At 65.0% G+C, this 12898-nt stretch carries 12 protein-coding genes; 3 read left to right on the top strand and 9 right to left on the bottom strand.

Annotation, left to right across the window (positions count from 1 at the left end):
- Positions 1–107 precede the first annotated feature (107 nt).
- The 9 genes from HLA98_RS09385 to HLA98_RS09345 form a co-directional block, all read right to left on the bottom strand.
- Positions 108–1199 (bottom strand): class I SAM-dependent methyltransferase, encoded by a 1092-nt coding sequence (locus HLA98_RS09385; RefSeq protein WP_227417163.1) that lies wholly within the window; start codon positions 1197–1199, stop codon positions 108–110.
- A complete protein-coding gene (locus HLA98_RS09380; protein WP_080392876.1) occupies positions 1165–1752 on the bottom strand; it encodes a CatB-related O-acetyltransferase in 588 nt (195 codons plus the stop codon). The genes HLA98_RS09385 and HLA98_RS09380 overlap by 35 nt, the downstream gene beginning before the upstream one ends.
- On the bottom strand, positions 1749–3143 hold the full coding sequence (locus HLA98_RS09375; protein ID WP_057500393.1) for an ABC transporter ATP-binding protein: 1395 nt from the start codon (positions 3141–3143) through the stop codon (positions 1749–1751). The genes HLA98_RS09380 and HLA98_RS09375 overlap by 4 nt, the downstream gene beginning before the upstream one ends.
- Complete coding sequence (locus HLA98_RS09370; protein WP_057500394.1) at positions 3133–3963, bottom strand: ABC transporter permease; 831 nt, start codon at positions 3961–3963, stop codon at positions 3133–3135. The genes HLA98_RS09375 and HLA98_RS09370 overlap by 11 nt, the downstream gene beginning before the upstream one ends.
- Positions 3964–3968: 5 nt before the next feature.
- On the bottom strand, positions 3969–5153 hold the full coding sequence (locus tag HLA98_RS09365) for a cystathionine gamma-synthase (protein ID WP_057500395.1): 1185 nt from the start codon (positions 5151–5153) through the stop codon (positions 3969–3971).
- A gap of 123 nt (positions 5154–5276) precedes the next feature.
- Entirely contained in the window at positions 5277–6647 is a 1371-nt protein-coding gene (locus tag HLA98_RS09360) for a pyridoxal-phosphate dependent enzyme (RefSeq protein ID WP_057500396.1), read from the bottom strand.
- A gap of 300 nt (positions 6648–6947) precedes the next feature.
- Positions 6948–7184 (bottom strand): HP1242/YdcH family protein, encoded by a 237-nt coding sequence (locus HLA98_RS09355; RefSeq protein ID WP_005407964.1) that lies wholly within the window; start codon positions 7182–7184, stop codon positions 6948–6950.
- Positions 7185–7508: 324 nt separating this feature from the next.
- Complete coding sequence (locus tag HLA98_RS09350; RefSeq protein WP_080392877.1) at positions 7509–8393, bottom strand: OmpA family protein; 885 nt, start codon at positions 8391–8393, stop codon at positions 7509–7511.
- A complete protein-coding gene (locus HLA98_RS09345) occupies positions 8390–8755 on the bottom strand; it encodes a DUF4398 domain-containing protein (protein WP_005415160.1) in 366 nt (121 codons plus the stop codon). The genes HLA98_RS09350 and HLA98_RS09345 overlap by 4 nt, the downstream gene beginning before the upstream one ends.
- 121 nt (positions 8756–8876) lie before the next feature.
- Here HLA98_RS09345 and HLA98_RS09340 point away from each other — a divergent pair, with 121 nt between their 5' ends.
- From HLA98_RS09340 to HLA98_RS09330, 3 genes are all read left to right on the top strand, one after another.
- Positions 8877–10004, top strand: a complete 1128-nt coding sequence (locus HLA98_RS09340) for a PilT/PilU family type 4a pilus ATPase (RefSeq protein WP_057500397.1) — start codon at positions 8877–8879, stop codon at positions 10002–10004.
- A 130-nt stretch (positions 10005–10134) separates the two neighbouring features.
- Positions 10135–11418 (top strand): putative DNA modification/repair radical SAM protein, encoded by a 1284-nt coding sequence (locus HLA98_RS09335; RefSeq protein ID WP_057500398.1) that lies wholly within the window; start codon positions 10135–10137, stop codon positions 11416–11418.
- The gene (locus HLA98_RS09330; protein WP_057500399.1) at positions 11399–12859 is read left to right on the top strand and encodes a UdgX family uracil-DNA binding protein; all 1461 of its coding nucleotides are present in this window, start codon (positions 11399–11401) and stop codon (positions 12857–12859) included. Before HLA98_RS09335 ends, HLA98_RS09330 begins: the two co-directional genes overlap by 20 nt.
- Positions 12860–12898: the final 39 nt, after the last annotated feature.

Here is a 12898-nt window from a genome sequence, read left to right as displayed (position 1 = left end):
GATGGGTCTCTTGAAAAAATCGATTACTGGAGTGCGGCCCTCTACTTTCCCCTGCGACGCCCGGCACTCCTTCTAACGTAACATCCTGCTCGTTGGCAGGGCGTGGATCAGCGGCGCCACCAGGGCTGCAACAGCCTGTCCATCGACCGTGCCTGCGAATCCAGGTGCGGGCCCAGTGCAGCCTGAATGTCCTCAACCGTCCTGGCACGCTCCTCGGCGACGATGCGGCGCAGGTCCTCTGCCGTCACCGCGCTATGCTCGGCCCGCTCCCGCGCCTGCTGTACCTGCTGCTCGGCCTGCCGCACCTGCTCCCGGCCATCACGCACTTCCTGCTCCAGTTGCAGGCAACGCTGCTGCAGCTCATGGCCCAGCGTTCCGAGGCGGTTGACCTCGTTGCGCGCATCCACCAACCCTGCATTTACCCGCTCCACCTCTTCGGCGCGCTTGATGTTGCTGCCCAACGCGTCGAAAAAGCGATTGATCGGCGCAAAGTCACCTGCGGCTGCACGGGCCGCGAGGTCTGCCAATGCAGGAACACGCTGCCGCCCGACCAGCAACACACCCAGGCCATGGGTATGGGTGAATTCGAACGCCGGATACTGCTGACTGATCTCGCTCCAGTACTGCCAGACACCGAAACCGCGCTCACGGACGCAGGTGTCATGGAAGATCACCACTGCCCGATCGGATAGCTTGGGCAACCAGGTTTCAAAGTCCTCACGAACCGCCTCGTAGGTGTGCAGGCCATCGATATGCAGCAGATCGATCGAGCCGTCTGCGAAGTACGGGAGGGCTTCGTTGAAACGCATCCGCAGCATCTCGGAGATGCCGGCATAGTTGCGCTGCTGGTACTCGCGCAATGCGTTGTAGATCTCATCGCCATAGTAGCCGGCGTGCTCGTCACCTTCCCAGGTGTCGATGGCAAACACGCGCGTAGTGAGCCCCTGCTCCTGCACCGCCTGGCAGAGCGCAAGGAACGAGGAGCCACGATGTGTACCCAGCTCGACGATCGACTGTGGCTGCAACTGCTCGACCAGCCATGAGGCAAAGGGAATGTGACCCAGCCACGCGCTCAGCGACAGTTCGCGCGGGGAGATCAGCATGCTGTTCGACAGCGGAAAATCGTTCATGGGACAGCCGGTTTCTTGAGAGATGTTCAGAGAGTCAGGACGCACTGGCGGCAGCGATGAAGGCTTCAACGTCACCGCTGCAGAGCAGCGATTCGAAGGCACGGATGCGATCGATCGGCCAGTTCCACCAGGCAATCGCCTGCAGGCGGGCAATCGTCTGTTCGTCATAGCGACTGCGCACCACCTTTGCAGGATTGCCCGCAACGACGGCGTAGGGGGGCACGTCCCGGGAAACCACTGCCCCCGCACCGATACAGGCGCCATCGCCCACGGTCACGCCGGAAACGATCATCGCACCATGCCCGATCCAGACGTCGTTGCCGATGCGGGTGGGCCCCTTGGTGTGCGGATGCCCGTCGTGGCCTGCGCCGGGGGAATTCAGCGCGATGCGCAATGGATAGGTGGTCACCCAATCCAGACGGTGCTCGCCGCCCCCAAAGATCACTACGTCATCGGCAATCGAACAGAACGCCCCGATCTCGATGCGTTCACCTTCCGACCATACCTTCAGTTGCGGAGAACCATAGGTGTATCGACCGACGCTGATGCGCGGGTCGGTACTGGCCAGTGGTGGAATGAAGCCGTGCGCTTCGGTCACCGTCGGTCCCTGCGATGCGCTCACTGCGGCTCTCCTGTCGGCTGCGGCTGACGGGTGCGGACCATTGTCACTTCCTCGAACGGGATACCGACCAGGCCATAACGCAGCTTGGGCGAGGCCACCCGGATCAGCACCGCATCATGCAGCCAGGCGTGCTGGGTGTTGGTGTACGGGTCGCCTTCAGCGATCGAGACGGTCATCGAGTACTCGCCGTTGGGCAGCAGCGGCAGGGTGAACCGGAACGACGCTTCCAACCCGGTGCCACCCTCCACTTCCATCGGCGGCTGGATATAGGTGTAGGTGTGTTCACCGAACAGCGATTGCCCAAGGCGATCCTTGACGAAGAATCCGATCAAGGGACTCGTCAGGGGATCATGCGCAGTCGCGCGGATTTTCAGCACGACATGCTCGCCACCGGCAAACGTCGTGAAGGGCTCACCGTCCTCGTTGCACAGGGTGACCGAGTCGATGCTTGCCACGCCGGACTGCCAACCGGCTGAATTGGCGACGTTGTCGAACAGCTCGACCTTCAGGTCCTTCTCGATCCGGGCTGGCGACGGGATGCCAGGCGATGCCTCCGCGGCACGGGCAGCGGCCTGCCGTGACTGCAGCTTGACCGTATCGCCATACACTTCCTGCGAGCAGTATTCGATGTAGGCGTTGCAGGTTTCCTGCGCAGTGCCATGCATGCGCATGTCGCCGCGATCCAGCCAGACGGCACTCTGGCAGAAGTTCAGCACCGAAGAGGTATCGTGGCTGACAAACAGCAGCGTGCCGTTCTCACGGAACTTGCGCAGGTAGCGCATGCACTTCTGCACGAAGATTGCATCACCGACCGCCAGCGCTTCGTCGATCACCAGGATATCGGCATCGACATGCGCGATCACGGCAAATGCCAGACGCACGTACATGCCGCTGGAGTAGGTCTTGACCGGCTGTTCAAGGAAGTCGCCGATGTCGGCGAATGCCACGATGTCGTCGTACTTGCGATCGATCTCCTCGCGCGAAAGGCCGAGGATCGAGGCGCTCATGTAGACGTTCTCGCGACCGGTGAATTCCGGATTGAAGCCGGCACCAAGCTCGAGCAATGCGGCCACGCGACCCCGCACGGTCACTTCGCCGTGGGTTGGCTGCAGGGTGCCGCAGATGATCTGCAGCAGGGTCGACTTGCCGGAGCCGTTGCGACCGATGATGCCCACCGTGTCTCCACGGCGCACCTCGAAGTCGACGCCCTTCAGCGCCCAGAACTCGCGGTAGTACATGCCACCGGGTCGGCCGAGCAGACGGGAGAGTCGCGGCAGGACAGCCTGCTTCAGGCGGTCCTGTGGCTGCGAATACACCTGGAAGCACTTGGTGACACCGGACACCCGGATCGCAAGATCGTCCGGTTCGTGCGCGGATACATTAGATGACATCGGCAAAACCCCGGCGCATTTTGTGGAAGCAGACATAGCCCAGCCAGGCGACCACGGCGGCGAGAAGGGTGTACTTGCCCAGACCGATGAAATCAGGTGCCTTGCCCCAGATCAGCACCTCCCGCGACTGCTCGATGATGAAGGTGAGCGGGTTCAGGTAGATCCACTTGCGCATGTTCTCCGGCAATGCGGTCACCGGATAGAACACCGGCGCCAGGAACAACAGCACGGTGGTGAAGATACCGGTCATCTGGCCGATATCGCGCACGAAAACACCCAACGCCGACAGCAGCCAGGCCAGGCCCATCGTGAACAGCACCAGCGGGAACACCACCAACGGGAAATACAGCGCGGTCACGGGCAGGACGCCACGGATCAGCAACTGCGCCAGCAGCAGCACCACCAGGGTCACCAGCGCATGGAACAACGCCGCCCCCATTGCCACCCAGGGCAGCGTATCGAGGGGGAACACCACGCGTTTGACATAGCTGGCATTGCCGACAATCAGGCTGGGGGCGCGGTTGACGCACTCCGCAAAGATGCCGTGTACGAGGATGCCGACGAACAGGATGATCGCGAAGTCACCCTTGTGTGCCACATCCCCACCCCATCGGGCGTTGAAGACCACCGAGAACACGAAGGTGTACACGGCGAGCATCAACAACGGGTTGAAGAACGACCACGCCAGGCCCATCAACGAGCCACGGTAGCGGCTGATGACCTCGCGCTTGGCCAGCTGATAGATCAATACGCGGTTGCCGAGAAAACTGCGCACCATCGCCAGTGGCGAAACCGAGCTGTTGGCGGACGACACGGTCATCGGATTCACGCAGCAGTACCCGCCAGCGCCCGCTCCAGATCCACCTGCAGGTCCCCCAGCTCCTCCACGCCCACGCTCAGCCTTACCAGCGCATCGCTGATACCCAGCTGTTCCCGCCGCGCGACCGGAATCGAGGCGTGCGTCATCACCGCCGGGTGGTTGACCAGGCTTTCCACGCCGCCCAGCGACTCGGCCAGGGTGAACAGTTCGGTCTTCTCGCAGAAGCGCTTGGCCGCTTCGAAACCGCCCTTGAGCACGATCGAGACGATGCCGCCGTAACCGGCCATCTGCTTGCCGGCCAGCTCATGCTGCGGGTGCGACGGCAGGCCCGGGTAGATCACTTTCTCCACCGCCGGGTGCTTTTCCAGCCACTGGGCCAGGGCCAGCGCGTTGGCGCAGTGCGCCTTCATGCGCAGCGGCAGGGTCTTCAGGCCACGCAGGGCCAGGAAGCTGTCGAACGGGCCCTGCACGCCACCTACCGAGTTCTGCAGGAAGGCCATCTGCTCGGCCAGTTCGGCGTTGTCGCCGACCACGACCATGCCGCCGACCATGTCCGAGTGACCGTTGAGGTACTTGGTGGCCGAATGCAGGACCAGGTCCGCACCCAGCTCCAGCGGACGCTGCAGCATCGGCGAGGCGAAGGTGTTGTCGACCACCACGATCAGGCCATGGCGCTTGGCGATGGCGGTGACCGCGGCGATGTCGACGATCTTCAGCATCGGGTTGGTCGGGGTCTCGATCCACACCATCTTCGTCTTCGACGTGATGGCGGCTTCAAACGCAGCCGGATCGGTCAGGTCGACGAAGCTGAAGTCCAGCCCGGCGGTGCGGCGACGCACCCGCTCGAACAGGCGGAAGCTGCCGCCGTAGATATCGTCCATTGCCACCACGTGACTGCCGGCGTCCAGCAGTTCGATCACGGTCGAGCTCGCCGCCATGCCCGAGGCGAAAGCGAAGCCGCGGGTGCCACCTTCCAGCGATGCCACGCAACGCTCATAGGCGAAGCGGGTCGGGTTGTGGGTACGCGAGTACTCGAAGCCCTGATGCTCGCCCGGGCTGGACTGCGCATAGGTCGAGGTGGCGTAGATCGGCGGCATTACCGCGCCAGTGCTGGGGTCCGGCGACTGGCCACCGTGGATGGCCAGAGTAGCCAGGGCCAGGGCGCGATCCTGGGAAGTAGCGTTGGACATGTTGTTTCCTGAGGGGCGCCGACGCACGGCGCCATCGAAGGTGCGGAAGTCTACCAGCGCGGCCTTAACGACCTTTGACGCGGATAAACCGGGATTCAGCAGCGAACGTCTTCGATCAGCGGCTTACTGCACGCGACGGCGCAGGTAGTTCAGCAGGTCGATACGGGTGATCAGGCCCAGGAAGGCGTCGCCGTCCATCACGATCGCCACCTGGCCACGGTCGAACACCGGCAGCAGGGCCTCGATCGGCGACTTCACATCCAGCCGGTCCAGCTTGCTGACCATCGCGGTGGCGACGCTGTCGCGGAAACGGGCCTCATCGCCATAGACATGCAGCAGCACGTCGCTTTCGTCGACGATGCCGACCAGCTGGTCACCGTCCATCACCGGCAGCTGCGACACGTCATACAGCTTCATGCGCTGGTAGGCCGTGGTCAGCAGATCGTTCGGGCCGATCACGACGGTATCGCGCTGGCCGTACGGGCGCAGGATCAGGTCGCGCAGGTCGCCGTGCTGTGGGCGCTCCAGGAAGCCGTTGTCCAGCATCCAGTAGTCGTTGTACATCTTCGACAGGTATTTGTTGCCGGTATCGCAGACCAGTACCAGGACCTTCTTCGGCGTGGTCTGTTCCTTGCAGTACTTCAGCGCAGCCGCCAGCAGGGTGCCGGTGGACGAGCCGCCGAGGATGCCTTCCTTCGCCAGCAGCTCGCGCGCGGTATGGAAGCTCTCACCGTCGGTGATGGCGTAGGCCTTCTTCACCCGGCTGAAATCGGAGATGGACGGCAGGAAGTCCTCGCCGATGCCTTCCACCAGCCAGCTGCCCGACTTGTCGTTGAGCACGCCGTCATTGATGTATTCGGCTAGGATCGAGCCGACCGGGTCGGCCAACACCAGCTCGGTCTTCGGCGACAGCGTAGCGAACGCGCGCGACAGGCCGGTCATGGTGCCGGAGCTGCCGCAGCCGAACACGATGGCGTCGAGGTCGCCGCCCATCTGTTCCAGGATTTCCGGGCCCGTGCCGAATTCGTGCGCGGCCGGGTTGTCCGGGTTGCCGAACTGGTTGATGAAGTAGGCGCCCGGGGTCTGTTCGGCGATGGTCTTGGCCAGATCCTGGTAATACTCGGGATGGCCCTTGGCCACGTCCGAGCGGGTCAGACGCACCTCAGCGCCCATCGCCTTCAGGTTGAAGATCTTTTCCCGGCTCATCTTGTCGGGAACAACCAGGATCAGCTTGTAGCCCTTCTGCTGGGCGACCAGGGCCAGGCCCAGGCCGGTGTTGCCGGCTGTGCCCTCGACCAGGGTCGCGCCCGGCTTCAGGTCGCCGCGCTGCTCTGCCGCCTCGATCATCGACAGGCCGATGCGATCCTTGATCGATCCGCCCGGGTTGGCGCTCTCCAGCTTCAGGTAGAGCTCGCAGACGCCGGTGTCCAGGCGCTGGGCCTTGACGATCGGGGTCTGGCCGATGAGTTCGAGGACGGAAGAATGGATGGGCATTCGGAGGACTTTCGGTTCGCGCCACACAGGGCCGGACCGATGATTATCCGTCGGATGGCGATGAATGTCAGGTCGGCGCGGCGCCGGGCCGCAAGCCCGCAAAAAGAGATGCGGACGGCCCCGGATCGACGAGGAGACCGGTACCGCCCGCATCGGTGAGTCGTACCTGCAGGCCAAGGCACCACCGCTTGTGGTGCCTTGGCGCGGCCGCCTCATCGGCGGTGCCGCGATGCCGGGGCAGGAGCGCCCGGCGGGGCCATCGATGGCCGGGTCACGCCGTTCCGGGCGTGACGGGGTGCGTCAAAGTGTGGGGGACGTCGTTGGGAGCGGTGTTTCGTACATTCGCAGAAGTCGTTGCTTGGCCAGCAGCTTCTCACGCTTCATGCGACCCAGGGTGACATCATCGATCGGGAGTACACCCAACTCCGCGTCCATGCACTTCTTGTTCAACTTGCGGTGCTGGTCATGGAGTGCCCTGAACTCCGGATCACGCGCGCGGCGGGCGTCGATCTCGCTCTGGGGCTGATCTTCAAACATGATGGACCTCCTTCGACAGATACACGAACGCCCCGGCCGCGAGGCACGGGGCGTTGTTCATGGAGGAGCGCCGGTCGATGGCCACCTGGACGCCTGCAACGACCTGCGGCACTGGCCTGCGCACGTCGATTCGCTGCGGTTCGCGCCCTGTTTGCATCGGCCCGGCCCTCCCATCGTCCGGTCCGCGGCATTGCGTCCCGGACGATTGACCCTACGCCTGCTCAAGGCGGGGTACAAGACCCCTGCGGCAAAAAGACCGAACCCCGCCGGGGCGGGGTTCAGGCTGAATGCTCATCACAACGAAAAACAAACAATATCAAGCAATTACGGGGCGATGATGACCTCGGCCGAGCGCGCCCGGGTGGACGCCGCCTTCTTGCCGCTGACCTGGATCCGGTTGCTGGCGACACCCGCCGCGACCAGGGCATCGCGCAGTGCTTCGGCACGCTTCTGACCCACGCCATTGGCGCTGTCATAGGCCTCGATACGCAGGCGACCCTTCTTGCCGATGTTCAGGTACTCGGCCAGGGCCTTGGCCTGGTTGCGGGCCCCGCCGGACAGGCTGGAGGCGCCAGTGGCGAATGCGTCACCATTGAATGTGAAGACTTCGCCACGGCCGTCGAACTTCGAGCCCGGCAGCTTCTGCCCGGACACCAGCTCGGCTTCCTCGCGGGCCAGCTTGGCGGCGTTCTGCTGGGCGGCGCTGAGGCGCTGCTGCTGCTTGCCGGCCACGCTGGTCAGGGCGTTCTCGGCGTCCTGGCGGGCCAGGGTTTCGGCTTCGGCGGCCTGGCGCAGACGCTCAGCCTCCTCGGCCTGCATCTGCGCCTGCATGCGCAGCTGCTCGGCTTCCTGACGGGCACGGGCGGCGTCGCGGCGGCTGGCCTCGATCAGCAGGTCGCTGCGGGTCCGCTCCAGGCGGTCGACCTCGCGCGCGGCCATCGCGGTGCGCACGGCGGTCTCGGCGATCTCCACCCGGCGCTCGGCCAGGTAGGTGGCCAGCTCCTGGTCGCGGCGCTTGGCCTTGTCCAGGGTGGCGATGGCCTGCTGGGCCTGCATGCGCTCGAAGGCACCCAGCTCAGCGGTGTCGGGATTGGCCTGGATGGCCATCAGGCGCTGGCTCAGCTGCGCCACCATCGGGTTGTCGGCGGCCAAGGCCAGGGGCGGCAGCGCCAGCAGCGCGGCCAGGGTTGCGGCAGTCATCGGCTTCACCGGCGGTCCTCCCCGGTCGACAGCTGGCGTTGCAGCTGGTTGACCTCGTTGCGACGCAGCTGCAGCTGCGCGGTGACGGTGGCCTCCTCGCTGCGGACGCGGGCCAGGTCGGCATCGGCGGCGGCGCGCAGGGCCATCGCCGGGGCGTTCTTGCGCTCGCGGCGGTCGCCGGCGGCGCGCTGGGCCTGCTCCAGCCCCTGGCGGGCCAGACCGATCAGGTCCGGGGCGTACTGGTCGGCATCGGCCTGGGTGGCCTTGTCGACCGCCTGCCGGGCCTGCGCCAGTTCCAGTGCGGCGTCCTGCGCCCAGGCGGGGGCAGACAGTGCGAATGCAAACGCCATCACATACAGGCCATGGCGCATTCGTGCGAAGCTAAGTCGTTTCATTGGGGAGGCCGTACCGGTTGTCGGTTCACGGCCATTGTCGTCAAGCCGACACCGTGCTGGCAACGGGCGTCGGCCGTTTCGTTGGGGAAAATTCGCAATGGATATCGGCTACTTCCTGAAGCTGATGACCGAAAAGAACGCTTCGGACATGTTCCTGACCACCGGGGCACCGGTCTATATCAAGATCGAGGGGAAGCTTTATCCGCTGGGCAACACCGGCCTGCCGCCCGGCATGGTCAAGAAAATCGCCTACTCGTTGATGGACGAAGGCCAGGTGCCGCAGTTCGAGCGCGAGCTGGAGCTCAACATGGCCATCGCCCTGCCCGAAGCCGGGCGCTTCCGCGTCAACGTGTTCAAGCAGCGGGGCGAGGTCGGCATGGTCATCCGCGCCATCCGCAGCCGCATCCCGAGCATCGAGGAACTGAACCTGCCGCAGGTGCTGAAGGACGTCATCATGACCCCGCGCGGGCTGGTGCTGGTGGTGGGGTCCACCGGTTCCGGCAAATCGACGTCGCTGGCATCGATGATCGACCACCGCAACAGCACCACCACCGGTCACATCCTCACCATCGAGGATCCGATCGAGTACCTGCACAAGCACAAGATGTCGATCGTCAACCAGCGCGAGGTCGGGCTGGACACCCATGCCTTCCACAACGCGCTGAAGAACGCGATGCGTGAAGCGCCGGACGTGATCCTGATCGGCGAGATCCTGGATGCGGAAACGATGGAGGCGGCCATCGCCTTCGCCGAGACCGGCCACCTGTGCCTGGCTACCCTGCACTCCAACAACGCCGACCAGACCATCGAGCGCATCCTCAACTTCTTCCCGGAAAGCGCGCACAAGAACGTGCTGATGAACCTGGCACTGAACCTGCGCGCGGTGATCAGCCAGCGTCTGGTGAAGAACAAGGAGGGCCGTCGCCTGCCGGCCACCGAGGTGCTGATCAACACGCCGATGATCCGCGACCTGCTGCGCCGCGGCCAGGTGCACGAGATCAAGGCGGCGATGGAAGGCTCGCTGGAAGAAGGCATGGAGAGTTTCGACCAGTGTCTGTTCCGGCTGGCCAAGGCCGGCGTCATCGATCAGGAGGAAGCACTGCGTGCGGCCGACTCGCGCGATGGCCTGGCCCTGAAGTTCCGCCTGTCCGAAGGCAGCACTGGCGAGCACGACCCGTACGCGGACTTCTCTGCGGCCGCGCCCAGCATCACCCACGGCTTCTGACCCCACGAAAAAGGGGACGGAGGGGATCAAGTCGTTTGTGCACTTGCGACGTAATCCCCTCCGTCCCCTTTTTCTGAAGAGTTCAGGGGCGGTCTCATCCAATGAGACCCCTCATCCGTAGGTTTCCTCAATGGAAACCATCCGCAAGCTGGCCATTCTGGCCGATGCCGCCAAATACGACGCCTCCTGCGCCTCCAGCGGCTCGGGCAAACGCGATTCGCGCGCCAGCGGCGGCATCGGCAGCACCGAAGGCATGGGCATCTGCCACAGCTATACGCCGGACGGCCGCTGCGTTTCATTGCTGAAGATCCTGCTGACCAACTTCTGCGTCTACGACTGCGCCTACTGCGTGAACCGGGTATCCAGCAACGTGGCCCGTGCGCGCTTCAGCGTGGATGAGGTGGTCGCGCTGACGCTGGACTTCTACAAGCGCAACTACATCGAGGGGTTGTTCCTTTCCAGCGGCATCATCCGCAATGCGGACTACACCATGGAGCAGATGGTGGAGGTGGCACGGCAGCTGCGCGAAGAACACCGCTATGCCGGCTACATCCACCTCAAGACCATTCCCGAGGCCTCGCCGGAACTGCTGGCCAGTGCCGGGCGTTACGCCGACCGCCTGTCGATCAACGTGGAACTTCCCACCGAAGCCGGACTGAGCGCCTTGGCGCCGGAGAAGACGGTGCATTCGATACGCGGCGCGATGGGCGAACTGCGCTGGCGCATCGAGGAAGCCAAGGAAGCGCGCAAGGCCCCCGCAGCGGTGGCGCCGGCGGCCAGCCGCAGTGCACGCCCGCGCCCTCCCCGCTTCGCACCCGCCGGACAAAGCACGCAGATGATCGTCGGTGCTGATGGGGCCAACGATCGGCAGATCCTGGCCAGTGCCGACGCGCTGTATGGCAACTACCGCATGCGCCGGGTGTATTACTCGGCCTTCAGCCCGATTCCAGATGCCAGTCGCCAGCTGCCACTTCAACCACCGCCACTGCAGCGCGAACATCGCCTGTACCAGGCCGATTGGCTGCTGCGCTTCTACGGCTATGGCGTGGATGAGATCACCGACACCGCCGGCGACGGCATGCTGGACCTGGATATCGATCCGAAGATGGCCTGGGCGATCCGTCATCCCGAGCGCTTTCCCGTGGACCTCAACCGCGCACCGAAAGAGCTGCTGCTGCGCGTACCCGGGCTGGGCGTGCGCAACGTGAAGCGGGTGCTGATGGCACGCCGGCACGGCCGCCTGCGGGTGGCCGACGTAGCCCGGTTGAAGGCCCCGATGAGCAAGCTGCTACCGTTCGTGCTGCTGGCCGACCACCACCCGCGCAAGGCGCTGGATGATCCGGCCGCGTTGCGCGCGCAGCTGGCGCCGCCCCCGCGGCAGGGCTCGCTGTTTGATGCACCGCCCGCCGCCTGACGCGCAGCGCTGGTCGCTGCGGGTGGACCCGCCGTGGTCGCTGGAGCCTTGGCGCGAGGCCGCGCGCGAGGCACTGCTGCGCGACGTGGCACCGCCGCAGCTGGACTGGATCGAAGGCAGTGAGGTTTCGCTGCTGGATGCGCCGGCCGTACAGCTGGCACCGATGCCTGCCGATGCCGCTGCGCCCAGCGTTCCGCGCGACTTCCTCGACCTGGCGGCGACCTGCCTGTGTCATCGCGACGCCCAGCGCCTGGCCCTGCTGTATCGCCTGCTGTGGCGCATTACTCATGGCGAGCGCTCGGTGCTGACCAATCCCGCCGATGCCGATGTCCTGCGCGCGAACGCACTCGCCCAGGCCGTCCGCCGCGATACGCACAAGATGAAAGCGTTCGTGCGATTCCGCGAGGTGCCTGGCCAGCCCGATGCCTTCATCGCGTGGTTCGAGCCAGAGCACCACATCGTTGATCGGGTAGCCCCCTTCTTCGCACGCCGCTTCACCGGGATGCGCTGGGCGATACTGACCCCTTCGCGCAGCGTCGCCTGGGATGGGCAGGCGCTTGCCTTCGGCCCCGGCGCGCGGCGCGAGGATGCCCCGGCCGAGGATGCACTCGAGTCGCTGTGGCAGACCTACTACGCCAACATCTTCAATCCGGCGCGGCTCAACACACGGATGATGATGCAGGAGATGCCGGCCAAATACTGGCGCCACCTGCCCGAGGCGCAGTTGCTGCCGCGGCTGGTGCGCGATGCGGGCGATCGCGTGCAGGAAATGCATGACCGGCCCGCGCAGGCACCGCAGCGCAGGATTCCCATGCGTAGGGACGCTGCGTCGGCGCCCCCCGATACCGGCAGCCTGCAGACGCTGCGACAGCAGGCCAGCGCCTGCCGCCAGTGCCCGCTGTGGGAGACCGCCACGCAGGTGGTGTTCGGCCAGGGGCCGGCCGATGCGCGGGTGATGGTGATCGGCGAGCAGCCTGGTGATACCGAGGATCTGCGCGGCCAGCCATTCGCCGGCCCGGCGGGCCAGCTGCTGGACCGTGCCCTGGCCGAGCTGGGAATCGATCGCGCCACGCTGTACCTGACCAATGCGGTGAAGCACTTCCACCATGAGCGCCGCGGCAAGATGCGGCTGCACAAGCGACCGGAAAGCCGCCACATCCAGGCCTGCCGGCCATGGCTGATGGGCGAGATCGCGCGGGTGCGGCCGCAGGTCATCGTCTGCCTGGGCGCTACCGCGGCAGTCTCGGTATTTGGCCGTGATTTCAATCTGACGCACGACCGTGGACGCTGGCACACGCTGGAGGATGGCACCCGCGGCTACGCCACCGTGCATCCGGCGTGGGTACTGCGGCAGGGCGATGATGCACGCCGCGAGGATGCCTACCGGTTGTTCCGCGATGACCTCGCGCGATTGCTGCAAGAAGGGGACGGAGGGGATTAAGTCGTATGTGCACTTACGACGTAATCCCCTCCGTCCCCT

Source organism: Stenotrophomonas africana (assembly GCF_013004645.1).
Lineage (GTDB): Bacteria > Pseudomonadota > Gammaproteobacteria > Xanthomonadales > Xanthomonadaceae > Stenotrophomonas > Stenotrophomonas africana.
The sequence above is the reverse complement of the archived record's forward strand: the minus strand, read 5'-3'. Positions and strand labels throughout refer to the sequence as shown.